Source organism: Actinotalea sp. Marseille-Q4924, assembly GCF_916618755.1.
Taxonomy (GTDB): Bacteria; Actinomycetota; Actinomycetes; order Actinomycetales; family Cellulomonadaceae; genus Actinotalea.
On record NZ_CAKAKB010000002.1, the window covers coordinates 70,383 to 95,297 of the forward strand.

20 protein-coding genes are annotated in these 24,915 nt (G+C 73.4%); 10 read left to right on the plus strand and 10 right to left on the minus strand.

The window, feature by feature from the left end; all coding sequences use genetic code 11:
• Positions 1–19 precede the first annotated feature (19 nt).
• Entirely contained in the window at positions 20–1,678 is a 1,659-nt protein-coding gene (locus LG379_RS04640) for an MDR family MFS transporter (protein WP_225753425.1), read from the plus strand.
• 49 nt (positions 1,679–1,727) lie between these two features.
• On the opposite strand, the gene LG379_RS04645 is transcribed toward LG379_RS04640, so the two are convergent.
• Together LG379_RS04645 and LG379_RS04650 are read right to left on the minus strand one after the other, a co-directional pair.
• Complete coding sequence (locus LG379_RS04645) at positions 1,728–2,558, minus strand: sulfite exporter TauE/SafE family protein (RefSeq protein ID WP_225753426.1); 831 nt, start codon at positions 2,556–2,558, stop codon at positions 1,728–1,730.
• Between the two features lie 77 nt (positions 2,559–2,635).
• The gene (locus LG379_RS04650; RefSeq protein ID WP_225753427.1) at positions 2,636–2,989 is read right to left on the minus strand and encodes a hypothetical protein; all 354 of its coding nucleotides are present in this window, start codon (positions 2,987–2,989) and stop codon (positions 2,636–2,638) included.
• Between the two features lie 104 nt (positions 2,990–3,093).
• Between LG379_RS04650 and LG379_RS04655 the strand changes: the two genes are divergently transcribed.
• Complete coding sequence (locus tag LG379_RS04655) at positions 3,094–7,371, plus strand: BTAD domain-containing putative transcriptional regulator (protein ID WP_225753428.1); 4,278 nt, start codon at positions 3,094–3,096, stop codon at positions 7,369–7,371.
• A 14-nt stretch (positions 7,372–7,385) separates the two neighbouring features.
• Here LG379_RS04655 and LG379_RS04660 read toward each other — a convergent pair whose 3' ends face one another.
• Both LG379_RS04660 and LG379_RS04665 read right to left on the minus strand, forming a co-directional pair.
• Positions 7,386–8,849, minus strand: coding sequence for an amidohydrolase family protein (locus tag LG379_RS04660; protein ID WP_225753429.1), 1,464 nt, complete (start codon positions 8,847–8,849; stop codon positions 7,386–7,388).
• 156 nt (positions 8,850–9,005) lie between these two features.
• Positions 9,006–9,323: a 2TM domain-containing protein gene (locus LG379_RS04665; protein WP_225753430.1), complete on the minus strand. Its 318-nt coding sequence runs from the start codon at positions 9,321–9,323 to the stop codon at positions 9,006–9,008.
• 245 nt (positions 9,324–9,568) lie between these two features.
• On the opposite strand from LG379_RS04665, the gene LG379_RS04670 reads away from it, so the two are divergent.
• From LG379_RS04670 to LG379_RS04690, 5 genes are all read left to right on the plus strand, one after another.
• Positions 9,569–10,306, plus strand: a complete 738-nt coding sequence (locus tag LG379_RS04670; RefSeq protein WP_225753431.1) for a GntR family transcriptional regulator — start codon at positions 9,569–9,571, stop codon at positions 10,304–10,306.
• On the plus strand, positions 10,303–11,829 hold the full coding sequence (locus LG379_RS04675) for an MmgE/PrpD family protein (protein ID WP_225753432.1): 1,527 nt from the start codon (positions 10,303–10,305) through the stop codon (positions 11,827–11,829). Before LG379_RS04670 ends, LG379_RS04675 begins: the two co-directional genes overlap by 4 nt.
• Complete coding sequence (gene prpB / locus LG379_RS04680) at positions 11,829–12,740, plus strand: methylisocitrate lyase (protein ID WP_225753433.1); 912 nt, start codon at positions 11,829–11,831, stop codon at positions 12,738–12,740. Before LG379_RS04675 ends, prpB begins: the two co-directional genes overlap by 1 nt.
• A gap of 110 nt (positions 12,741–12,850) precedes the next feature.
• Positions 12,851–13,981, plus strand: a complete 1,131-nt coding sequence (locus LG379_RS04685) for a bifunctional 2-methylcitrate synthase/citrate synthase (RefSeq protein ID WP_225753434.1) — start codon at positions 12,851–12,853, stop codon at positions 13,979–13,981.
• Positions 13,982–14,250: 269 nt separating this feature from the next.
• Positions 14,251–14,712, plus strand: coding sequence for an aromatic ring-opening dioxygenase LigA (locus tag LG379_RS04690; protein ID WP_225753435.1), 462 nt, complete (start codon positions 14,251–14,253; stop codon positions 14,710–14,712).
• Between the two features lie 215 nt (positions 14,713–14,927).
• Here LG379_RS04690 and LG379_RS04695 read toward each other — a convergent pair whose 3' ends face one another.
• Positions 14,928–16,451, minus strand: coding sequence for an HNH endonuclease signature motif containing protein (locus LG379_RS04695; RefSeq protein WP_225753436.1), 1,524 nt, complete (start codon positions 16,449–16,451; stop codon positions 14,928–14,930).
• Positions 16,452–16,596: 145 nt separating this feature from the next.
• On the opposite strand from LG379_RS04695, the gene LG379_RS04700 reads away from it, so the two are divergent.
• The gene (locus LG379_RS04700; RefSeq protein WP_225753437.1) at positions 16,597–17,226 is read left to right on the plus strand and encodes a hypothetical protein; all 630 of its coding nucleotides are present in this window, start codon (positions 16,597–16,599) and stop codon (positions 17,224–17,226) included.
• A 90-nt stretch (positions 17,227–17,316) separates the two neighbouring features.
• On the plus strand, positions 17,317–18,663 hold the full coding sequence (glp, locus tag LG379_RS04705; RefSeq protein WP_225753438.1) for a gephyrin-like molybdotransferase Glp: 1,347 nt from the start codon (positions 17,317–17,319) through the stop codon (positions 18,661–18,663).
• Positions 18,664–18,674: 11 nt separating this feature from the next.
• Here the strand turns inward: glp and LG379_RS04710 are convergent, their stop codons facing one another.
• The 3 genes from LG379_RS04710 to LG379_RS04720 form a co-directional block, all read right to left on the minus strand.
• Positions 18,675–18,905 carry a DUF2795 domain-containing protein gene (locus LG379_RS04710; protein WP_225753439.1) on the minus strand — a complete coding sequence of 77 codons (231 nt, stop codon included), beginning with the start codon at positions 18,903–18,905 and terminating at the stop codon, positions 18,675–18,677.
• 153 nt (positions 18,906–19,058) lie between these two features.
• Complete coding sequence (gene moaA / locus LG379_RS04715; protein WP_225753440.1) at positions 19,059–20,078, minus strand: GTP 3',8-cyclase MoaA; 1,020 nt, start codon at positions 20,076–20,078, stop codon at positions 19,059–19,061.
• Entirely contained in the window at positions 20,075–20,536 is a 462-nt protein-coding gene (locus LG379_RS04720) for a molybdenum cofactor biosynthesis protein MoaE (RefSeq protein ID WP_225753441.1), read from the minus strand. The genes moaA and LG379_RS04720 overlap by 4 nt, the downstream gene beginning before the upstream one ends.
• Before the next feature lie 184 nt (positions 20,537–20,720).
• Between LG379_RS04720 and fgd the strand changes: the two genes are divergently transcribed.
• Positions 20,721–21,725: a glucose-6-phosphate dehydrogenase (coenzyme-F420) gene (gene fgd / locus LG379_RS04725; protein ID WP_225753442.1), complete on the plus strand. Its 1,005-nt coding sequence runs from the start codon at positions 20,721–20,723 to the stop codon at positions 21,723–21,725.
• Positions 21,726–21,793: 68 nt separating this feature from the next.
• On the opposite strand, the gene LG379_RS04730 is transcribed toward fgd, so the two are convergent.
• Positions 21,794–23,032: an MFS transporter gene (locus LG379_RS04730; RefSeq protein ID WP_225753443.1), complete on the minus strand. Its 1,239-nt coding sequence runs from the start codon at positions 23,030–23,032 to the stop codon at positions 21,794–21,796.
• 175 nt (positions 23,033–23,207) lie between these two features.
• Positions 23,208–24,860: an amidohydrolase gene (locus tag LG379_RS04735; RefSeq protein WP_225753444.1), complete on the minus strand. Its 1,653-nt coding sequence runs from the start codon at positions 24,858–24,860 to the stop codon at positions 23,208–23,210.
• Positions 24,861–24,915 lie beyond the last annotated feature (55 nt).

Here is a 24,915-nt window from a genome sequence, read left to right on the forward strand (position 1 = left end):
AGACGAGGAACGCCCCCGCGTGCAGCCCACCACCACCCCTGTCGCGCCTGCGACGGCACCTGCCGTGCCGACGGCCCTGACCGCGTCGGCGGCGGCCGCGCCCGCGCCGCCACGTCCCGTGCCGGCGGCGCCGCAGCCCTTCACCGGCCTGACGCCCCCGATGCGGCTCGTGTTCATCGGGCTGCTGCTCGGCATGTTCGTCGCGGGGATCAGCCAGACCATCGTCTCCCCGGCCCTGCCGGTCATGGTCGCGGAGCTCGGCGGGATCGACAGCTACAGCTGGCTCGCGACGGCCGCGATGCTCACGGCGGCCGTCGTCGTGCCGGTCGTGGGGAAGCTGTCGGACCTGTACGGGCGGCGCCCGTTCTACCTCGGCGGCCTCGTCGTCTTCATGGCCGGGGCGGCGCTCGCGGGCGCGGCGCCGTCCTTCTGGTGGCTCGTGGCAGCGCGCGCCGTGCAGGGCCTCGGCATGGGCGCGCTCATGACGCTCTCCCAGACGATCATCGGCGACATCGTCCCGCCGCGTCAGCGCGGCAGGTACCAGGGCTGGGTCGGTGCGGTGTTCGGGGTGACGTCCGTCGCCGGGCCGCTCGCGGGCGGCTGGCTCACCGACCACGTCGGCTGGCGCTGGGTGTTCTACGCGGGCCTGCCCTTCGGCATCGCCGCCCTGGTGTTCGTCGCCCGCAACCTCCACCTGCCGCACACCCGGCGCCGGGTCCGCATCGACGTGGCCGGGATCGTCACGCTGACCCTGGCACTCGTCGCGCTGCTCCTCGCGGCGTCGTGGGGCGGCACCACGTACGCCTGGTCGTCCCCGGTCCTCCTCGGGCTGATCGGTGCCGGGGCGGTGCTCCTCACGGCGTTCGTCCTCGTCGAGCAGCGGGCCGAGGAGCCCGTGCTGCCGCTGCGGCTCTTCCGCAGCTCCGTGTTCACCCTCGCCAACGTCGCGAGCCTCACCATCGCGATGGCGATGTTCGGCGTCGTCTTCTACATCCCGGTGTACGCCCAGGGCGTGCTCGGCGTCGACGCCACGCAGTCCGGCGCCATCCTGGTCCCGATGAGCGTCACGATGATCGGCGTCGGCATCGTCGTGGGCCTGCTCATCTCCCGGTACGGGCACTACAAGCGGTACGTCGTCGGCGGGACCCTGCTCATGCTCGTCGGCTTCGGCCTGCTCACGCAGACGGGCTACGGCTCGTCGCCGCTGCAGCTCACGGCCGCCACGGTGGTCATCGGCCTGGGCATCGGCGGGGCGATGCAGACGTTCACCCTGGTCGTGCAGAACGTCGTCGGCCGCGACGACCTGGGTGTCGCGACGGCGTCCGTCCAGTTCTTCCGCAACGTCGGTGCGACCGTCGGCATCGCGCTGCTGGGCGCCGTCATGACGGCGCGCCTGGGGCCGGCGATCGCCGAGCGCCTGCCCGCGGGCGGCGACGCGCCGACCGACCTGGGCGCCGAGTCGGTCCTCGACCCCACGACGCTCGCCGGTCTGCCCGCGGGGGCGGAGGAGGTCGTCCGCCGGGCGCTCGCCGACGCCCTGAGCGGGGTGTTCCTCGCGGCGGTGCCGATCGTCGTCGTCGCGATCGTGGCGTCGGTGCTGCTGCGCGCGATCCCGCTGCGCGACACGCTGCACGTCTCGCCGGCGCCTGCGGAGGAGGGCGTCGCGGCGCGTCGCTGAACGGGCGGCGACGCCGCGGGGCCGGCGGTTCTGGGGTCGCCGTCGCCGCTCAGCGGCCGCCGCGCTGCATGCGGATCGCCCGGACGGTGAGCTGCGTGGCCGCGACGACGACGAGGAGCGCGAACAGCACGGTCGACGCCCGCGGCGGCAGCAGGAAGGCCAGCGACGCGCCTCCGAACGACGCCACGGTCGCTCCCAGCCCGACGACCGCCCCCGCCCGCAGGTCCACCATGCGCCCCCGCAGGTTCGTCACGGTGCCCATGATCGCCGTCGGCAGCATCGTCAGGAGGGACGTGCCCTTGGCGGCGAGGTCCCCCTGGCCGAACAGCGCGATGAGGACGGGCACGAGGATCACCCCGCCGCCGATCCCGAACAGCCCGGACGCCACCCCCATGAACAGGCCGGTGGCGACGAGGGCGAGCACGACCAGCGGCGAGAGCTCGATGTCCGCGCCGCGCTCGGGCACGGTGAGGAACATCCGGATGGCCACCGCGACGAGCAGCGCGATGAACAGCCACCGCAGCCAGGCCATCGGGATGCGCCGCAGGAGGCGGGCGCCGACGTAGGAGCCCGCGATGCCGCCCACCGCGACGATCCCCGCGACGACGACGTCGACGCTGTCGTTGGCCAGGTAGGTCGCGGACCCGACGAGCGCGGCGGGGATGATCGCGGCGAGCGACGTCGTCGCGGCCTGCTTCTGGTTGAGCCCCGCCATGAGGATGAGCAGCGGCACCATGAGGATCCCGCCGCCGACGCCGAACAGCCCCGACATGACCCCGCCGAGGACGCCCACGACGAGCAGCGCCCACCACCGCTGAGGGCGCTCGGGCGGCGTGGCAGGGTGGTCGGACGGCGGGGAGGGCGGGGGGCTGGACGTCACCGGGAGATGCTAGGGCCCGGCGCTGGGCTCAGCCGCCGCACTCCGGGCAGGGGACGCGCCCTGCGAGGTCTCGGCCGTCAGTCGGTCGTCGGCCCGAGGGGGATCCGGTTGAGGTGCTCGTCCGGGCGGGCGTCCGCGCCGGCCGGGCCGAGCGGGATGCGGTTGAGATGCTCCTGGCTCAGACGGTCCGGCACCTGGGCCGGGACGGCAGCGGGTGCGGTGGTGGTGGAGAACACCATCGGGGCGGTGAGGCCCACGGCGCCGCCGAGGAGGAGCGCGGCCGTCGTGAGGCCGACCAGGCGGCGGCGGGAGATCGTCGAGGTCGGGCGGCCGGCGTCGGACCGGCCGGCCGCGCCGCCGAGGGTCGGCGACGTGGCGGTGGTGGCAGGGGTGGTGACAGGGAGGCGCACACTGCGCTGTGTGGTGCTCATGGCACTCACGGTGCGCACGCACCGGTACGCGCAGGGCTCCGAAGCGGTATCCGTCCGGTATGCGACACCTTGACCGGGTTGCACCGACCTCGGGACCATGCTTCATGAGCATCCAGGTGCTCGGCCCGCTGCGCGTGGCGGGAGTCGCGTCGCTCAGCCCTCGGGAACGTGCCCTGTTGGCGGTCCTGGTCCTCCGCGCAGGCATGTCCGTCCGCGCCGACGAGCTCGCCGACGCCCTCTGGGGGGACCAACCGCCGGTCACGTGGCCCAAGCAGGTCCAGGCTTCCGTGGGTCGCATCCGACGCGTGCTCGGCACTGGCCGGGTGGTGACCACCCCGGCCGGCTACCGGCTCGTGCTGGACGCCGACGCCGTCGACGCCCGACGCTTCGAGGACGCCGTCCGGCGCGGGCGGCTGCACGCCGCCTCCGGGGAGAACGACCGCGCCGTGGTGGCGTTCGCCCGGGCGCTCGCCCTGTGGGACGGGACTCCCTACCCGGAGCTGGCGGGGTGGGAGCCGGCACGCGCCGAGGCCGAGCGGCTCCTCGAGGCGCGCAGGACGGCGGAGGAGGACTTCCTCGAGGCCCGCCTCGCCGTCGGTGAGCACCGCGGGGTCGCCGCGGACGCGGAGCTCGCCGTCCGCGTCGAGCCGTTGCGTGAGCGACGGTGGGCCGCCCTCTGCCTCGCGCAGTACCGGTGCGGACGTCAGGCCGACGCGCTCGCCACGCTGCGTCGCGCCCGTCTCACCCTGGCCGACGAGCTCGGCGTCGACATCGGGCCCGAGCTGGCCGCCCTGGAGCGCGACGTGCTGCGCCAGGACCCGCGCCTCGGTGCGGGGGAGCGACCGCCGCCGGCGAGCGAGACCTGCCCGTACAAGGGGCTCGCTCCCTACGACGCCGCGGACCACGACGTCTTCTACGGGCGTGACGAGGAGGTGCTCGGCTGTCTCGACCGTCTCAGCATCACGCCGCTGCTCGTCCTGACGGGACCGTCGGGCTCCGGGAAGAGCTCCCTCCTGCGGGCAGGGCTCATCGCCACCCTCCAGCGCCGTGGGCACCGCACGGCCCTCGTCGTCCCGGGTGCCCACCCCCTCGCCACGCTCGACGCCGCGCTGGCCGGCGACGACGAGCCCTCCGTGGTCGCCGTCGACCAGATGGAGGAGCTGTTCCTCCTGCAGCACGACCGGCGCGAGGTCGAGGCGTACTGCCGGCGCCTCGCGGAGGTCGCGACGAGCGGGACGACGGTGCTCGTCGCGATCCGTGCCGACCAGGTGAGCGGCCTGCGCAGCGCAGCGGCGCTCGCGGACCTCGCCGAGCAGGGGATGCACCTCGTGTCCCCGCTGACCGGCGAGGCCCTGCGCGCGGCGATCCAGGGGCCGGCGGTGCGTGCCGGGCTCCGGCTCGAGCACGGACTGGTCGACCTGCTCCTCCGGGACGTCGCGGGGCAGGCCGGTGCACTGCCGCTGCTGTCGCACGCCCTCGCGGAGACGTGGCGGCGGCGCGACGGCTCGGTCCTCACGGTGGAGGCGTACCAGGAGACCGGCGGCATCGAGGCGGCCGTGGCGCGCTCGGCGGACCGGCTCTACGAGAACCTCCGGCCGGAGGACCGGCAGGTCTGCCGGTCGCTGCTGCTCCGCCTGGTCGTGCCGGCGCCCGGCGGCATCGCGACGCGCCGCCGTCTCCAGCTGTCGGCGCTGGGGCACGACGTCGCTCGCGACCGGGTCCTCGCCGAGCTGGTCGGCACGCGGCTGCTCATAGAGGACCAGGGGACCGTGGAGATCGCCCACGAGGCACTGGTCCACGCGTGGCCACGGCTGAGGACGTGGATCGACGAGGACGGGGCCGGCCTGCGCGCGATGCGTCACCTCGTCACCTCCGCGGAAGGGTGGGAGGCGCTCGGCCGGCCGGCGAGCGAGCTGTACCGCGGCGCGCGTCTCGACGCGGCCCTGGAGTGGCGGGCGGCCACCCGACCGGACCTCACGGCGACGGAGGCGTCCTTCCTCGAGGCGTCGTCCCGGCAGCGCGACGACGAGGCGGACGCCGCGTACGCCGCCCTGCAGCGGGAGGCGCGCCAGAGCCGACGACTCCGCACGCTGCTCGTCACGGCGGTGATGCTCCTCGCCGTGTCGCTCGTCGCGACGGGTGTGGCCGTCGTGAGCCGGTCATGGGCGAGGGACCAGGCGGCCGCGGCCCGCGACGCCCGCGACGAGGCCAGGCTCGCCGCCCTGGTGAACGCGTCCCTGAAGATGCGGTCGACCGACCGCACCGTCGCCGCCCTCCTGGCGGTCGAGGCCCAGCGGCGCTGGCCCGGCAGCGCGGGGAGCCGGTCGGCGCTGCTCGGGACCTTCGTGAGCTCCCCGGGCTTCCTCGGGCACACCTGGGTCGGGGAGCGGGAGGGCCGCGACCATGTCGGCGAGGGGCTCGCCGGGGCGCTCCTGCCGGACGGCAGAACTGCGGTCGTGGCGCTGGCCGGCTCCCAGCCCGTGGTGCTCGACGTCGTCACGGGGGAGATCGATCGCCGGTTCGCCGACGTCGACCTCCCCGGTGGCCCGGGCGCCGTGGTCCGCGTCAGCGCCGACGGCGCGACGGCCGTGCACTACACCGTCGGGTACGGCCCCACGCCATGCACCGCGTCGGACGACCCCCTGGCGGTCGCGCCGCTCGCTGCCCGCGCGGCGCTCCCCGGGTGCGCGACGGTGACCACCTACGACGTCGTCTCGGGAGCGACGGTCCAGGGACCGACCGTCCTGACCTGGCCCTCCGGGGAGATGGCGCTGAGCCCGGACGGGAGGACGGTCGCCCTCACCGACGGCGAGGACGGGACGGTGCTGCTGCTCGAGGCGCGGTCCGGCCGGTCGGTCGCCGTCGTCCCGCCCCTGCCCGCCCCTCCCGTCCGTGAGTGGGGGAGGGGAGCGGTCGCCTTCTCGCCCGACGGTCGGCTCTTCGTGGGATCGACGGCGGGACCGGTCCGGGAGGTCGAGCCGGCGACCGGGCGTGTGGTCCGGCAGCTCCCGGCCCCGCCGTTGTCGAGCAACACGAACCTGTGGGTGGGACCCGACGGGCGGGTCGTGGGGACCGGGCACCAGCACGTGGTGGCGCTGGACGGGGACGCCGGTCCAGGTGACGACCCGCTCCTGTGGACGCGTCCCGTGTCCGGCAACCGACGCTCACCGTGCCCGTGGGCGGCGTTCTCCGCCGAGGCGGGCCGCCTGTGGTGCGGGAGCTTCCACGGCGTGATCGAGGAGCGGGACCTCGCCACGGGGGAGCTCCTCGGACGGATCCGCACGACCCACTTCGGCAACGTGGGCTGGATGGAGGCGACGGCGGACGGTCGGGAGCTCGTGGTGTTCTCCGTGGGGGTCCCGGCCGTGCTGCGCTGGCGGCTCGACGGCTCGGGACCGGTCTCCCGGCTCACCGCGCCGGCGCACGTGCTGTGGGACGGGTTCGACCGGGGCTCGGGTCACCTCCTCACGGCCGCCCCCTACGAGGACGAGCCGGAGCGGTTCACGGTGTGGGACCCCGCGTCGGACGTGGCGGTGCTCGACCTCGGCGACCTCCGCCGTGCCGCCTGGGTCGCGCCGCGGACGGTCGCCGGTCTCGACCCCGACCAGGGCGCGCTCGTGACGCTCGACGTCGCCACCGGCCGGCGGTCGGTGCTGCGGGACGTCGAGCCGGCCGCGGTGGGCCTCCACCCGGCGCCGGACGGCACGATCTTCGTGATCGTGCCCGACGGCACCGTGACTCGCGTGGATCCCGCCACGGGGCGGCTCGTCGGACCACCGCTGCCAGGGCACGGGCGCCCCATGACGGTCACGGCCGACGCGTCGCTCCGGACGGTCGTGGTCACGACGGTCGGCCCGGACGTCACCTCGCTCGAGGACGACGTGACCGTCCGGTTCGACCCGGTGAGCGGCGAGATGGTCGGACCGCCGCTGACCGGGTGGTTCCAGTCCGCCGTCCACGACGACCTCCTCGTCGTCGCGCGGGCCCTCTCGATCGCGTTCTACGACCTCGACACGCTCGAGCTCCGCCGGGAGGTCGCGGGAGCGCCCGCGGAGGTCGAGCGCCTCGAGCTGAGCGCGGACGGCGCACTGCTCGCCGTCACCTCCCGGGACCAGTCCGTGATCCTCTACGACGTCGTCACCGGGACGCGCCTCGGAGACCCCATCCCGACGGCGGCGCCGCCGGAGGGCCGCGCCGCGGCGCTCCGGGAGGACGGGCGCGAGCTCGCGGTCGCCTCCGCTGCCGGCGTGGTCGTGTGGGACCTCGACCCGTGGGTGATGATGCGGGCCGCCTGCCGTCTCGCCGGTCGCGAGCTCACGGCCGGCGAGTGGGCCACGCACCTCGAGGGCTACGGGCCCCGTCGGGCCACCTGCGACGTGTGAGACCGCGCGTCGGTTCAGACCTGGTGCGTCGCCGAGCTCGAGTAGTCCGTGTACTGGTACGGGTTGTCGAGGATCGTCGTCTCCGGGACGTCGGGGTTCATGCCGTGGTTCCAGGCCTCCTCGCCGAGCGTCGACCGCAGGTGCTCGACCGTCTGCTCCACCTGGTGGCGCACGGCGGGCAGGTCGATGCCGACGAGGCGGTGGTCGTGCTTGACGATGCGACCGTTGACGACGACCGTGTGCACGTCGCCGCGCTGGGCCTGGAAGGCGACGTGCCCGTAGGGGTTCAGGAGCGGGAACATCGCCGGCGAGGCGTCGTTCTTGACGAGCACGACATCGGCCTTCTTGCCCACCTCCAGGCTCCCGACGAGGGACTCCATGCCGAGGGCCCTGGCACCGCCGCGCGTCGCCCAGTCGACGACCTGGTCGGCGCGCAGGTGGCAGTGCGTGACCGTGTCGCCGAGGGCGTGCGCCTCGTGGTGCTCCCGGGCGCGGTCGGCGTTGAGCGTCGAGCGCATCGCCGAGAAGAGGTCGCCGCTCCACCACACGCTCGTGTCCATCGACAACGACACGGGGATGTCGTACGAGCGCAGGGTGTACGTGGACGGGTAGCCCTGCCCGCAGCTGGACTCGCTCTCGGTGGAGACGGAGACCGACCCGCCCGTGGCGGCGATGCGGTGGTAGGAGTCCGGGCTGAGCGTCGCCGCGTGCACGTAGACGGTGCCGGGCTGCATGAAGCCGTGCTCGTGCATGAGCCGGATGCCGTCGTCGTTCGTCGCGCCCCACACACCGGCGTGGGTGGTGACGGTCGCGCCGAGCTCGCGCGCGGCCTCGAAGGCCGCCTTCTCCGGGAACGCCGGGTCGCCGGTGACGTCGAACGCCATCTGGAAGCCGAGCATCTCCGACCGGTGCATGCGGCGGTTGACGAAGTCGCGGAACTCGGGGGAGTGGGACCACTCCCACGGGCCCTGCTGGATGTTCCCGTAGGCGAGCACGAAGCGACCGGGGACGGCCTCGAGGGCGTCGACGGCCGCGTCCGCGTGGTCCGCCGTCTGCAGGCCGTGCGACCAGTCGACGGACGTGGTCACGCCCGCGTCGAGCGCCTCGACGGCCGAGAGGAGGTTGCCCGCGTGGATGTCCTCGGGACGGAACGTCTTGCCGTGCTCGAGGTAGTACCAGACGAAGTACTGGGTGAGGGTCCAGTCGGCGCCGTACCCGCGCATCGCCGTCTGCCACATGTGGCGGTGGGTGTCGATCATGCCGGGCATGACGATGCCGCCCGTGGCGTCGATCTCGATCGTGCCTTCCGGCACGTCGAGGCCCTCGCCGACGGCATCGATGCTGTCGCCGACGACGAGCACGTCCGCGTTCGTCAGGACGGTCCGGCTGTCGTCCATCGTCAGGACGGTCCCGTTCCGGAACACCTTCGGGCGATCGTCGTGGTCGTGGGGGACGCCGTGGTCCGGGTTCGCGCTCATGAGTACCTCCGCCGTCGCAGGTGAGCCGTCGTGCGGGTGTTCATCCGCACTGAACACAGCAATGGAGGCAGCGTGATTTGCGCCACCCGGCGGTGTCAAGGGGTTCGCCGCCGGGTGCGCCCTCGGCTGGTCCGGCGGTCGGCGGCGACGCCGGTCTCAGGCGCCGCGCAACCGGTCCATCTCCGCGCGGATCCGGTCCTCCGACGGCCCGGGGAAGAGCACGTCCCAGGCGTTGAAGGCGAGGCCGATGCCCCAGCCGAGGATCGGGAAGACCGGCCAGAAGAACTGGTCCGTGCCGTTGAGGCTCCAGATGACGACGAGGAACGCGTTGACGAGGACGTACGCGAGGGCGTGCGCCCCGAGGCTGCGGCGGTCCTCGAGCCGCTTCCGCGCCCGGGCCCGCAGGTCCGGGTCGGCGTAGTCGGGGTGGCGGACGTCGTCCGGGTACGGGCCGTGCAGGGCGTCCTGGGTCATGGCGGGGCCTCCTCGGTGGTGCGCGGGGCCGGTGCGCTCCGTCGTCCACCCGGCTGGAGCGACCGGTGGGTCGTCCACCACCGTCGGACGTGCGCCGCCGTCGGGCCAGGGGCGAAGGTCCCCAGGTGGCGGTCGGCGGTCGATCCTGAGCGTCTTGTATGCAGGGCTCGGCGCCGAGATGCATCGGACCGCCTTCTGCGGGCCCGTTGTATACAAACAGCCCCCGGCGTCCTAGGGTGACGGGCATGCGGGCGAGCGAGCGGGTCTACCGTGCCCTGCGCGAGGAGATCGTCGCGTGGCACCTGCCGCCGGGCACCGAGCTCGGCGAGGTCGAGCAGGCCGCGCGCTGGGGCGTGTCGCGCACGCCGCTCCGCGAGGCGCTCGGTCGGCTGGCCGCCGAGGGGCTCGCCGTCGTCGGGCGGGGTCGGACGCTCGTCGTGTCCCAGCTCGACGCGGACGACGTGGTGCACCTCTTCGAGCTGCGTGAGGCGCTCGAGACCCAGGCCGCCCGCCTCGCCGCCCGGCGTGCCCGACCGGAGCTGTTCACGGCGCTCGCGGAGCGGCTCGCCGGCGCCGGCGACCTGCTCGTCGACGACGACCCGGACCGGACCGCCTACTACGCGCTCGTCGGGGAGCTCGACGACGCCCTCGACGCCGCGATGGCGAGCCGTCACCTGCAGCGCTCGCTCGTCGCGCTGCGCGCCCACGTGGCGCGCGTCCGTCGCCTCGCCCACGCCGACACGGCGCGCCTGCTGCGCGCCGCGGAGGAGCACCGGCTCATCGCGGAGGCGGTGGCGGCCGGCGATCCCGTCCTCGCGGCTCAGGCCACCGCCGTGCACCTGCACGCGAGCCTCACGCACGTCCTCGATGCCCTGACCTGCGGCGTCGCCGGCGGCCAACCCCTCACCGGGACTGCCGTCCGACCCCTCACCGCACCTGCCGACCGACCCGCCGTCCTCGACCCCACCGGAGCCGCCCGATGATCCGCCACGACGTCCGCGTCCACCCGTCCAGCGACCGGCTGCCGCGCGGCGAGCAGCTCGCATGGAAGATCGCCGAGGTCGCGGTCGACCCCGTCGAGGTGCTGCCCGAGGTCGTCGACATGGTCATCAACCGTGTCATCGACAACGCCGCTGTGGCGACGGCGTCGCTGCTGCGGGAGCCCGTGGTGGCGGCGCGCGGGCAGGCGCTGGCCCACCCGTACCGGCCGGGTGCGACGGTGTTCGGCCTGCCGGCGGACGAGCGCTCCAGCCCGGAGTGGGCGGCGTGGGCGAACGGCGTCGCGGTGCGGGAGCTCGACTACCACGACACGTTCCTCGCGGCCGACTACTCCCACCCGGCCGACAACATCCCGCCCGTGCTCGCCGTCGCCCAGCACCTCGCCGAGCGCCGGGGGCTGACCGGTCGCGACGTCGTCCGCGCCGTCGCGACCGGGTACGAGGTCCAGGTGGACCTCGTCCGGGCGATCAGCCTCCACAAGCACAAGATCGACCACGTCGCCCACCTCGGGCCCTCCGCCGCAGCGGCGCTCGGGACACTCCTCGGGCTGCCGACCGAGACGGTCTTCCAGGCGATCGGTCAGGCGCTGCACACGACGACGGCGACGCGGCAGTCCCGCAAGGGCGAGATCTCCAGCTGGAAGGCGTACGCGCCGGCGCTCGCGGGCAAGGTCGCGATCGAGGCCGTTGACCGCGCCGTGCGGGGGCAGGCCGCACCGGTGCCGATCTACGAGGGCGAGGACGGCGTCATCGCGTGGATGCTCGACGGCCCCGAGGCGCACTACGAGGTGCCGCTGCCGGCGGCGGGGGAGGCGAAGCGCGGGATCCTCGACACGTACACCAAGGAGCACTCGGCGGAGTACCAGTCGCAGGCGCTCATCGACCTCGCCCGGAGGCTGCACCACGAGCGGCCGGAGCTCGCCGACCCCGAGCGCGTCGCGTCGATCGTCATCCACACGAGCCACCACACGCACTACGTCATCGGCTCGGGGGCGAACGACCCCCAGAAGTACGACCCGACGGCGTCCCGCGAGACGCTCGACCACTCGATCCCGTACATCGTCGCCGTCGCGCTGCAGGACGGGGCGTGGCACCACGTGCGGTCCTACGCCCCCGAGCGCAAGGCGCGGCCGGACACGGTGGCCCTGTGGCAGAAGATCACCACGGCGGAGGACCCGGAGTGGACGCGGCGGTACCACTCGACGGACCCGGCGGAGAAGGCGTTCGGCGGGCGTCTGGAGATCACGCTGACCGACGGCTCCCGGGTCGTCGAGGAGATCGCGGTCGCGGACGCGCACCCGCTCGGCGCGCGACCGTTCGCCCGCGAGCAGTACGTCGCGAAGTTCCGCATGCTGGCCGAGGGGGTGCTCGACGGCGCCGAGGTGGAGCGGTTCCTCGACGTCGCGCAGCGCCTCCCGGAGCTGTCGGCCGCGGAGCTCGGCGAGCTCACCGTCGTGGCGCCGGACGGCCTGCTGGCCACGGTGCCCGTGCCCGAGGGGATCTTCTGATGCTGTACGCGACGACGACGGCCGAGGCCAAGCGCGCCGACCTGCGCCGCCGGCTGGCCGGTGACGAGCTGCTGCGGTTCCCCGGCGCCTTCAACCCGCTGTCCGCGCGGCTCATCCAGGACAAGGGGTTCGAGGGCGTCTACATCTCCGGGGCGGTGCTCAGCGCCGACCTCGGCCTGCCCGACATCGGGCTGACCACGGCGACGGAGGTGGCCGACCGCAGCAGGCAGATCACGCGGATGACCGACCTGCCGGCGATCGTCGACGCGGACACCGGGTTCGGCGAGCCGATGAACGTCGCCCGCACCGTCCAGACGATGGAGGACGCCGGGCTTGCCGGGCTCCACGTCGAGGACCAGGTCAACCCCAAGCGGTGCGGGCACCTCGACGGCAAGCAGGTCGTGGACCTCGCGACCGCGGTGCAGCGGGTGCGTGCCGCCGTCGGCGCCCGACGTGACCCGAACTTCCTCGTCATGGCGCGGACCGACGTCCGGGCGACCGAGGGGCTCGCCGTCGCGATCGACCGCGCGAAGGCCCTGGTCGACGCCGGCGCGGACGCCGTCTTCCCCGAGGCGATGGCCGATCTCGGCGAGTTCGAGGCGGTCGCGTCCGCCGTCGACGTGCCGGTCCTGGCGAACATGACGGAGTTCGGGAAGTCGGAGCTGTTCACGCACGCGCAGCTGGCCGCCGCGGGGATCCGGATCGTCATCCACCCGGTGTCCCTCCTGCGCGTCGCGATGGGCGGGGCGGAGCGGGCGCTGGACGCGCTCGTCACCGAGGGGACGCTGCAGTCGGAGGTGCGGGGGATGCAGCACCGCGCACGCCTCTACGAGCTCCTCGACTACGAGGGCTACAACACGTTCGACAGCTCGATCTTCACGTACACACCGGACGCGTCCGTCCGGCACTGATCGCGACCGACGACGGCCCGGGCACGCCGCGCCGTCGTCGGCCGCGGCGGAGCCGGCACGCGAGACCCAGCACGCGAGACCCAGCACGACCGATCGCAAGGGAGCGACCGATGACCACCACCTCCGAGCCGGAGATCCGCAAGGGCCTCGCCGGCGTCGTCGCCGACACCACGGCGATCTCCAAGGTGAACCCCGAGACGAACTCGCTGCTGTACCGGGGGTACCCGGTGCAGGAAATCGCCGCGCGCTGCTCCTTCGAGGAGGTGGCGTGGCTGCTGTGGCACGGGGAGCTCCCGACGGCCGAGGAGCTCGCCGGTCTGCAGCGCGCCGAGCGGTCGCAGCGGGCGTTGTCGCCCCAGGTGCGGGCGGTGGTCGACGCGATCCCGACGACGGCGCACCCGATGGACGTGCTGCGGACGGCCGTGAGCCTCGTGGGCGCGGAGGACCCGCAGGCCGACGACAGCTCGCGCGAGGCCGAGATGGCGGCGTCGGTGCGGCTGCTGGCGCAGATCCCGGCGATCGTCGCGTACGACCAGCGGCGTCGTCGGGGCCAGGACGTCGTGGAGCCGCGGGACGACCTCGACCTCGCTGCGAACCTCCTGCACATGACGTTCGGCGAGGTGCCGGAGGACGTCGTCGTGGACGCGTTCCGGGTGTCGCTCGTGCTGTACGCCGAGCACTCGTTCAACGCCTCGACGTTCACGGCGCGCGTGGTGACCTCGACGCTGTCGGACCTGTACTCGGCGGTCGTGGCGGCGATCGGGGCCCTCAAGGGACCGCTGCACGGGGGCGCCAACGAGGCGGTCATGCACGTGTTCGAGGAGATCGGCTCCGCGGACCGCGCGGAGGAGTGGCTCGACGCGGCGCTCGCCGAGAAACGCAAGATCATGGGTTTCGGCCACCGCGTGTACAAGCATGGCGACTCGCGGGTCCCGACCATGAAGGCGGCGCTCGACCGGCTCGTGGAGCACTACGGCCGGCACGACCTCGCGGACCTGTACGACCAGCTGGAGACCGCGATGGTCTCCCGCAAGAACATCAAGCCGAACCTGGACTACCCCTCCGGCCCCGCGTACCACCTCATGGGCTTCGACACGGCGACGTTCACGCCGTTGTTCGTCGCGGCGCGGGTGACGGGATGGACGGCGCACGTCATGGAGCAGCGGGCGGCGAACTCCCTCATCCGTCCGTTGAGCGCGTACAGCGGGCCGGAGGAGCGGCACCTGCCCAGGGAGGGCTGAGCCGTCGGCGCACGACGGTGTGACGCAGGTCACCTTCGATGCCCGGGGTCCCGTCCCTTCCCGCGGGGCTCGCGCTACGCGCCTCTGACCTGCACGTCCGTGTCGCGCCGTCGTCCCACTAGGCCTTAGGTCCAGGAGCCCTTGGGCCTAATGAACGGTCCGTGGCGTGGGAAACAGTGTGGTCATCGAGCCGCGGATGGCTCGCCGGGATGGTGACCGGAGTGGTCGGTTCCCGGACTCGAGATTCTTTCCTGGGAAGGGAGTGGACGATGTCCACGACTCTGGTCAACACGAAGGCTGTTCGTCTCATCGCTGTGCTGCTCATCGCGGCCGGCGCGGCGCTCGTGATCGGTGGTGCGGCGACCTGGATCACGGTGCGCAGCCAGCTGGTGGCGGAGAACATCACGATCCCGGACGACGCGATGGCGTTCGGTGGGAACGTGGTGAATGGTCCGCTGGACGCGTACGTGCAGGCGGACATCATCAACAAGCACGCGCTGGAGGGCTCCGGTGGCAAGACCTACGCCGAGCTGGACCGTGAGGACCCGGCGCGCGCCTCGGTGATGAACGGGTCGTTCCTGCGGGCGTCGCTGTTCACGTCGGTGATCGCGTTCGGTGTGGCCGCGTTCGCTGCGGGCATGGGTGTGCTGTTCGCTGCGACCGGGTTCGCGCTGCGGGCGCTGGTCCCGGCTGGTGCGGGTGTCGCGCCGCGGCAGAGCGTCAACGCCTGAGGGCTTGACCGGCCGCGATCGAGCGGGTGACCTCGCCGCCTGGGAGGCGAGAACGCAGCACCACTGAACCCTTCCCAGGGGGCGAAGGCCCCGTCCTCCTCACCGAGGGCGGGGCCTTCGGCATGCCACGGGCAGCGCGACGGTGGGTGTCGGGCGGCCAGGGGCGGCCCGGCGACGCGGTCACCGTCGGGGTCCACCGTCCTGGAGTTCTGAGGTCATGGGGTGCGTGGTGGTGGTCGGGACAGTGGTGGGCCGGTGGTGCCGATGTGCCGGCCGTTGCGGTCGTGGAAGACCCAGCGCGGGTGCAAGGTCATCGCTGACGACGTGCGTGTCGAGGTGACTGTCGCGGTGCTGCCGCCGACTGTCCCCGTCCGACCGGTAGTCCCGGTCGTCCCGGTCGCGTCGGTGGTGATGGTGGTGATGGTGGTGCCGGTGCGGTGGACGTGGTCGTGGTGGTGCCAGCACAGGAGCACGGAGTTGGTCAGGGAGGTGGGGCCGCCGTCGGCCCAGTGGTGGGGGTGGTGGACCTCGCACCGGTCGGGGGGTGTGTGGCAGCCGGGGTAGGCGCAGTGCCGGTCGCGGGTGATGACGGCTCGGCGGAGCTGTCCGGTGACGGTGCGCGCGGCGCGCCCGACGTCCAGGATTGTGGAGCCCGGGCCGAGCAGGATGCGGGTGATCTCGCTGTCGCAGGCCAGGCGCCGCAGCACGGTCAGGGGCACCGGGGTGGTGTCGTCCCACGTCGCCGGGCCCGCCGTCCCGGCACGGGGTGCACCGGGGCCGGTGCCGCTGGAGCGGGCAGCACCGGCGGTGACGTCCGGCGTCGTCGCGGCGTGGCGCAGCCGCTCGGTCCAGGCCGGCAGGAGGTGCTCGGCGTCGAGGTGGATGGTCAGGTGCGGTCGCACGGCCGCGCCAGCGCCGGCCAGTCCCCGGTCCAGGACGGTGCGGGCCAGGTCGCACAGCGCCTGGGCGCGTCGTTGTCCCGCGGACCGCTCATCACGAGGTGCGCCGCTCTCGTCGGCGGCTGCAGATCTCTCGCGCGTGGGGTCGGCGCCCTGCGGTGCGGTGGTGACCGCGGCCAGGGCGGTGGCCAGGACGGTGCCGTGCTCGTGGGTGAGGAACCCGGCCAGGTGGTACCCGCCCAGGGTGGCCGAGACGTCCAGGAACTCCCGCTGGACCGCGTCGGTGTAGCCGCGGTCGTCCGCGTCGGGGTCGGCCGCCGCGGCCCACCGGCGCACCAGGGACCGGAACGGGTCCACCGGCAACGACGCCGCGTGACGGACCAGGAACCCCTCCCCGCACGCGGAGCCCGGGTCCGCCAGCGCCTCGCGTCGTGCGTCGGAGGTCGCCGCCACGCCCGCCAGCACCCGCGCGTGCTCCACACCCACCGTCCCGGCACGCACCGCCTCGCCGGTCACCGGCAGCTCGTCCCGCAGCGCCCGCCCCAGGCGCAGGTCCCGCCGCGCCGTCGAGGCCGACACCCCGGTGTGGTGCACCACCCACTGCGCCGCCGTGCGGTGCCCCTCCACCGCCCACAGCCCCTCCGCCTCCACGACGGGCAACGCCCGGATCGCGACCGCGCGCAGCCGGTCCGCCAGGTGCGCGACCCGGACGAACAGCTCCCCGGCCGCCGGCCCGTCCAAACCCTCCACATCCACCTCGGCGATCCCCGCGACCGCGTCGTGCACGGCATCCAGACGGGCCAGGACCGAACGCCCGGCCACCCCCGACACCGTGCTCACACCGCCCCCTGACACCCCACCGACAATGAGGAGCACCACCGGCCCCCGACTCGAACAAGTGTACGATCAGCCACTGACACGACGGCCGTCCTCCACAGCGCGCCCGCCATTGCTGCCGGGGCTATGCGTGCACTAGGCAGGGCGCATGGCTGTGCTGACCGGTGTCCGCGACCGTCTCCGCTCCGAGATGGGCGCGGAGCCGGCGACGTGGGCCGTGGTCGAGCGGGTCCTCGAGGTGGTCCAGGACCGCCTCCTCGCGCTCGGTCTGGAGTCTCCGGTCACGTCGGCCGCCGCGGTCGCTGAGGACCGCCCCCCGGGAGACGCACTCTCCGAGGACGAGGCCGCCGCGTTCCGTGCCGAGCTCCTCGACGCGCTGGACCGCCGTGGTCTCCCGCCGGACACGTCGCTGGCGGACCTCCTCGACCACGTGCGCGGGACGGCGCGCATCGCCGCCCTCGGCGAGATCACGGGTGACCTGGCCGACGTCACGGCCGAGAACGAGCGACTTCGCGCGTCGGTCGCAGGCGCCGACCGGGTCCTGGAGGCCCTCCGCGCCTCGCCCGCGGCCGAGCGCGGTGGTGTCCAGGAGGAGATGGTGCGGTGGTTCACCCGCCTCCTCGAGGACGCGACCCAGACCGCCGGCGCGGCCCTGGCCGAGCTGCGGTCGGTCGAACGGCACGCCGCCCTCCTCGCAGCCGCCGACGACGTCGGTCTCGACGGCATGGCCAAGGTCGAGTTCGTGGCGCGCGTCAGCGCGACTCTCGGCGCGCCGTGAGCGCTCGGACCCGGAACCACGAGGGCTAGGGTCGGTCGTCCGGTCGGGGAGTTCCGAGCAGCAGCGCACAGGGTCGAGGCGGGAGCGCACATGGGTGAGGGAGAGGGCCGCGGGGACGTGCGCGCGACCACCGCGGACGGCGACCGCGGTCCACACGGGGGGCACGGCACGTACCACGGCACCCACCCCACCGACGGCGGCCTCCGCACGATCGCCCAGCACCGCACCGAGGTCCTGTCCCTCGTCGACGCGCTCGCACCGGTCGAGATCGACGTCTCGCGCGCCGCGGGCCACGTCCTCGCCGACGACGTCGTCGCAGCCACCGACCTGCCCGCCTGGGACAACTCCGCGATGGACGGCTGGGCGGTGCGCCGAGACGACGTCGTCGGCGCCTCCCCGCGGGCGCCCGTGACCCTGACGGTCCTCGCCGACCTCCCGGCCGGGTCCGACGCCGAGCCGGAGGTCACGCCCGGGACGGCCGCGCGCATCATGACCGGCGCGCCCCTCCCGCCCGGTGCGGACGCCGTCGTCCCGGTGGAGCACACGGACGGCTTCGGGGACAGCGGCCTGCGCGACACGGTGCGCGTCGACCGCGAGCCGGCACCTGCGGCGCACATCCGGCGGGCGGGGGAGGACGTGCGGCGGGGCGACGTCGTCCTGCGTGCGGGTGCCCTGCTGGGTCCGGCGCGCATCGCCGCGGCCGCGTCCGCCGGTGCGGGCACGGTCCGGGTCCACCGACGCCCGCGCGTCGTCGTCGTCCCGACCGGGTCCGAGCTCGTGCCGCCGGGGGAGCCCCTGCGCCGCGGTCAGGTCGCCGACTCCAACTCGATCCTCCTCGTCGCCGCCGCCGAGGCTGCGGGGTGCGAGGCGGTCCGCGTCCCGGCCGTGCCGGACGACCCGGAGCGGTTGCGCGGCGTCCTCGACGAGCTGGAGGCGGACGCCGACCTCGTCGTCACCACCGGCGGCGTGAGCGTCGGCGCCTACGATGTCGTCAAGGCTGCTCTCACGGGCTGGGGCGACGTGCGGTTCGTGCGCGTCGCGATGCAGCCCGGCAAGCCGCAGGGCCTCGGCCGGCTCCCGGGCGGGACACCGGTCCTCTGCCTGCCGGGCAACCCGGTCAGCGCGCACGTCTCCTTCGAGGTGTTCGTGCGGCCGGCTCTGCTGCGCCTCCGCGGCGTCGGGCGCCTGGACCGCCCGACGATGCGCGCCGAGGTGGCCGACGGCTGGCGCACCGCACCCGGTCGCGCCCAGTACATGCCGGTGGCCCTCCAGCGCGACGACGACGGCGTGCTGCGCGCGCGGCGGTCCGTCGCGGGGGGATCGGGCTCGCACCTCGTTGCGGGTCTGGCGCAGTCCGACGGCCTGGCTTTCGTCGACGTCGACGTCGAGGAGGTGCGGCCCGGCGACGTGCTGCCGGTGTTCCGCACGGGTGGGTGAGCGGTCAGCGCCTACTGGTCGTAGACGGTCACATGCCCGTAGCGGATGGTCGTCTCGCCGAGATAGGTCACCGCTGCGCTCACCTCGTCCTCGTCCGCATAGGTCACGTCCTCGATGTTCTCGAGGTGTCGCAGCAGCGCGGCGTCCGCGCCGCCCTCCCGGGCAGCCGTGATGAGCTCTGCCTTGGTTGTCGGATACGTGACTCCACCGATGCGGTCGTGCAGCTGCTGAGCCTCGTCCATGGGTCCTCCTCGGGGTGGTGCACCCAGCCTCTCGCGACGACCTCGCGCGCGCATGCCCTCGTCACCGCGCGGACTGACGCGACCGTCCTCAGCGGCGGGTGTCGAGCCGCTCAGCCCTGGGGGTGGTTGAGTCATGGCACCGCGGGCCGGACCTCAGCCGCCGATCGCGCTCATCGGGCGATCCGGCTGAAGGAAGGACGGGTCGTCGATGTCGTGCCCGGGCTTCTTGCCCATGATGCACGTCCGGACGGCTGCGGCAAGGACGTCGTCGTCGGCTCCCTCGCGCAGCAGCGTCCGCAGATCCGTCTCCGTGCGCGAGAACAGGCAGGAGCGGACCTGACCGTCGGCCGTGAGGCGCACCCGGTCGCACGTCCCGCAGAACGGCGCCGTGACGGACGCGATGACGCCGACCGTCTCTGGGCCGTCATCGACGACCCAGAGCTCCGCCGGGGCTGAGCCCCGACCGCCCACCTCCGTGAGCCGGAACGCTCCGCGCAGCCGTTCCAGGATCTCGGCCTGCGTGACCATCTGCGCGCGGTCCCAGGTGTGCCCGGCGTCCAGCGGCATCTGCTCGATGAACCGCATCTGGTAGCCGCGGTCGACGGCGAAGCGGGTGAGTGCGACGACCTCGTCCTCGTTGACGCCGCGCATCGCGACCGCGTTGAGCTTGATCGGGTGCATCCCGACGGCGTCCGCGGCGGCGATGCCGGCGAGCGTCTGGGGGAGCCGGTCGCGCCGCGTGAGCTGCGTGAACCGCTCGCGGTCGAGGGTGTCGAGGCTGATGTTGACCCGGGCGAGGCCGGCGTCCTTGAGCGGCCCGGCCAGGGCCGGCAGCCGCAGCGCGTTCGTCGTCAGCGACACCTCCGGCGCGCCGTTCGGCCCGCGCAGGGCGGCGAGGCGTCGCACCACGTCGACGACGTCGGGGCGCAGCAACGGCTCCCCACCGGTGAGGCGGATCTCCGCGATGCCCAGGCCGACGGCGACGCGCGCGATCCGGACGAGCTCGTCCGTGCTGAGCATCTGCGACCCCGGCAGCCACGGGACGCCCTCGGCCGGCATGCAGTACGTGCACCGCAGCGAGCAGCGGTCGGTGAGCGAGATGCGCAGGTCGCGGTGGACGCGGCCGTAGCGGTCCAGGAGCGGGCCGCCCTGCGGCTCGGGTGTGGTCGTCATGGTGCATCCCCCTGCGGGCTCGTGACCTGCTCGCTCGTGTCCTCCAGCCCCACCCAGACATGCTCGCCGTCGGCGAGCACCTCCTTCTTCCACACCGGCAGCTCGGCCTTCACCTGCTCCACGAGCGCGGCGCAGACGTCGAACGCGAGCCGGCGGTGGGCCGTCGCGACGGCAGCGACGATCGCCGCGTCCCCGACGGCGAGCCGGCCGACGCGGTGGCTCACCGCCAGTCCGAGCACACCCTCCTGCGCCGCCCAGGTCGCCGCGATCCGTGCCAGGACGTCCTGCGCATCCGGGTGGGCCGAGTACTCCAGGGCGACGACCTCGCCCGTCACGGCGGGGTCGTGGTCACGCACCCGTCCGAGGAACGTCGCCACGGCGCCCGAGCGGGGGTCCGCGACCGCCTCCACGTGCTCGCCGAGCGCGAGGGGCCGGTCCGTGATGCGGGTCAGCGGCATCCAGGTGCCCTTCGGTCAGCAGTCGGTCGGACGGCAGTGTGGGCCAAGGGGCCACGGTACTGCCGTGGTCTGATGGTCGCCTGAGTCGTCCGCCGTGAGAAACGGTGGTGGATGCGATCGTATTTTGGATACGATACGCGGGTCGGGCGGTTCGTCCGGTTCGCGTCGGCCAGGGAGAGGTCACATGCTGCAGTTCGGTTACAAGGCGTCCGCGGAGCAGTTCGCGCCGCGTGAGCTGATGGACTACTCGATCATGGCGGAGAAGGTCGGCTTCGACTCGGTCTTCATCAGCGACCACCTCCAGCCCTGGCGGCACACGGGCGGTCACGCCCCCGCGGCACTGCCCTGGCTCGGGGCGCTCATCGAGCGGACCGAGCGGGTCAAGGTCGGCACCAGCGTGCTGACCCCGACGTTCCGCTACCACCCGGGCGTCGTCGCGCACGCCTTCGCGACCCTCGGCTGCCTGGCTCCCGGCCGCGTGATCCTCGGCATCGGGTCCGGGGAGGCGATGAACGAGGCACCCCTCGGTATCCCGTGGCCCGACGGCAAGGAGCGCTTCGCACGGTTCAAGGAGTCGATCCTCCTCATCCAGGAGCTGTGGGCGGGGGAGCGCGTCACCTTCGAGGGCAACCACTACCGCACCGAGCAGGCGACCATCTACGACCGCCCGGAGGACCGGGTGCCGATCTACATCGCCGCGTCCGGTCCGGCGGCCACGCGTCTGGCAGGCCGGCTCGGGGACGGCTTCATCTGCACCTCCGGCAAGGGGCGCGCCCTCTACACCGAGACCCTGCTGCCGGCGCTCGCCGAGGGTGCCGAGAAGGAAGGCCGCACGCTCGACGACCTGGACCTCATGATCGAGGTCAAGGTGTCTTTCGACACCGACAAGCAGAAGGCGCTCGAGGACACCCGCTTCTGGGGTGCGCTCGCGCTGTCGAGCGAGGAGAAGACGGGGGTCGAGGACCCCATGGAGATGGAGCGCCTTGCGGACGCACTGCCGGTGGAGCGCACCGCCTCGCGCTGGATCGTCTCGGACGACCCCGACGAGCACGTCGAGAAGATCTGGGAGTACGTGGACATGGGCTTCAAGCACCTCGTGTTCCACGCGCCCGGTCCGGACCAGGAGCGGTTCCTGTCGCTGTACCAGCAGCACATCCTGCCGAAGCTGCACGAGCGCGCGGGTCGCTGAGACCGGCCGACGGCCCGTCCACGCCCCCGGGCGGGCCGCCTGCCGCGCCGACGGAGCGGGAGGCGCCGTCAGGCGTCGTCGCCGTCCGGGGCACCGCGGTCGTCGAAGCGAGCCCCGGCGAGCAGGGCAGTGCTGCCGCCCAGCATGACGGCGATCGCCCCGAAGACGGCGGTGACGCCCGCGGCTGACGCGACGGCTCCCACGAGCACAGGGATGACCGTCACGCCGACGCGGTTCCCGGTGATCCGGAGGCCGAGCGCCGTGCCGAGCAGGGGTCCCGGAGCGGCCGCTGCCACCCACGAGAGCGTGACGGGCTGGCCGAGGCCAAGACCCAGGCCGGCGACGACCATCGCCACGACCTTCCCCGGCAGCGGGACGAAGGGAAAGGTCGCGAGCGCCGTCGCCGGCGCGAGCAGGCTTGCGATGAGGAGGCGCTTGCGGCCGAGGAACCGGATCAGCCGCGTCATGAGCAGGCGCGACGCGACGGAAGCGCCGGCGCGGGCCGCGAGCAGGAAGCCGACGACCTGCACCGACAGCCCCGTCTGCGTCCCGTAGAGCGGCAGGTATGTCGCCAGCAGGTCGATGCTCGTCATCACGGTCAGGCTCACCAGCATCGCCTGCGGCATCGACGGGATGCGCAGGATCTGTCCCGTGGCAGCACGGGCGGTGGTGCGGTGTCCGGCGGCGCGGCGCCGCGCATCGCCCGGTGGTCGATGGAGGAGCAGGGTGATCGCGACCAGCACCGCGACCGCGGCGACGCCTGCCATCGTCGCGAACACGAGGTCCGTGTCGACGTCCTCGGGTCGCACCGAGCTCTCCGAGCCGCCGGCACCGGCGAGCAGCCCGGCGACGGAGGGTCCGATCATCTGCCCGAGGGAGACCGTCGCCGTGTAGTAGCCGTACCGCGCGTCGCGGCGCGCACTGGCGCCGGCGCCCACCATCGCCTGGTTGGACACCACGAACATGATCTGCGCGAGGCCGAGCGCCGCCTGGTTGACCGCGAGGAGCACCAGCGAGTCGATCCACACGAGGGTGGTAGCCGAGAGGAGGACGATGCCGGCGCCCGCGAGGAGCACGGGGGGCCCTCCCCATCGGTCCACACGGCGTCCCATCGGCACGGCCAGCACGAGGGCCAGGACGCCGAACGACGCCGCGACCACGCCGAGGTCGAGTGCTCCGCCGCCGAGCGCGAGTGCACGGTAGGAGACCATCGGACGGATCGCCTGGACAGCCACGGTGAGCAGCAGCGCACTGAGGACCACCCGCGCGAACCACGAGCTGGTCTGCCGGGGCGGGACGCCGACCACGGCACCTCCTCACCCCGGGCGATCTTCGTCACCGCATGGATCGATCATCAAGACGCTAGCGGATCCATGCATGGCCGCTCTCAGCCCGGCCGTGCTCGCACCCTGAACCGTGCTCGGTCCCAGCCGCCGGCACAGCCGGTGAGCGGCGTCGTCCGACCGTGCACGCGGCTCCGGCTCAAAGCCGGCTGTGCACCAGATGCCCCGCCAGCACAGTGGCCTCCACGGTCAGGTGGGCCAGCGACGAGACGGGTACTTCCCAAGGGTCGTCCGACAGGACGATCGCGTCCCCGAGGTAGCCGGGCGCTAGTCGGCCCGCCACGTCGTCCTCGTGCAGCGTCTGCGCCGGGGCCGTCGTCATCATCGCCAGCGCCTCGCCCACGGTGATCGCTTCGTCGGCGCCGATGAGCACTCCGGCTCGTGTCCGTCGCTCTACGGCGGCCTGCACCCCGATGAACGGGTTCAACGGTGAGCACGGGTAGTCGCTGTTGATCTGCACGTGCAGGCCTGCGTCCAGCGCCGATCGCATCGGCAGCACGCCACGGACGCGCTCCTCGCCGAGGAGGGTCAACCAGGAGTCCCCCTCGGAGCTGAGCATGGACGGCTGGGTCGACAGCACGAGACCCAGCGCGGCCATCCGCGCGAGCTGGCCGGGCCGCGGTGGCATGAACCCGTGCTCGATCCGGTGGTGGTGCCCGACCGCAGCAGTGCCGAGGGCGTCCTCGAAGGCGTTGAGGGCGATGTCGAGGGCGCGTTGGCCGATGGCGTGGACGGCCACCTGGAGTCCCGCCTCGTGGCCGTCGAGGATCGTCGCCCGGAGCACCTCCGGGCCCACGCGGACGAGCCCGTAGTTGGCGGAGGCGCCGGGGAGCGCCTGGTCGGCCCCGTCATCCGGGTACGGCTCGTAGAGAGCCGCGTTGCCGACGGTCAGGTTCCCGTCCACGCTCACCTTGATACCGGCGAGACGCAGCATGTCGTCACCCAGACCTGTGCGGAGACCGAGTCCGAGGATGTGCTCCAAGCGGGTCTGGGCCTCGACCGCCCGAGGATAGAAGCGGATGCGAGCACCCAGCTCGCCCGTCGTCCGCATGAGGATGTAGTCAGAGATCTCCCGCGGCTCACGCATGATGTCGTGGATCGTGGTGATCCCGAGCCGCTGGAGTTGGGCGAATCCCGCCCGGAGCGCCTTCAGACGCGTCGCCTGGTCGAGCGCGGGGACGACCGTGTCGGCCTGGGTCGCATCGAGGCGCAACTTGCCGCGTTCGTGCAGCACGCCCGTCGGCTCACCGTTCGCGTCGCGCTCCAGGCGACCACCGGCCGGGTCCTGGGTCGTCCGATCGATGCCCGCCAGCTCGAGCGCGACGGAGTTCGCGGCGACCACGTGCCGTCCGACGCCACGGATGACCGTCGGGAGCCCACCGGTCACCGCGTCGAGCTCGTGCCGGGTCGGGAACCTGCGCTCGTCCAGACGCAGCGGGTCGAGGCTGTCCCCCTGGACCCACTCGCCCCGCTCCTTCTCGCCGGCTCGGACCTTGACGGCGTCGAGCACGTCACCGAGCGTCGACGGGTCGAGCGTGGCGAAGTCGAGGTACTCGGACTCGAGCATGGAAGCGCGGTGGAAGTGCGTGTGGCTGTCGGTCAGCCCGGGCAGGACGGTGCGCCCGCCTGCGTCCAGCACCTCCGTGCCCCGCCCGGCCCACTCCGCCATGTCGGCGTTGTCGCCGACGTGCGCCACGCGTCCGCCTATGAAGGCGACGGCCTGCGCACGGGGAGCCGCATCGTCCATCGTCCGTACCACGGCGTTCTGCACGATCAGATCGGCGAATCTCACGTCGCTGTCCTTCCTGTGCGCAGGTCTGGACCGCCGGGGCCGACGGCAGGGGCGG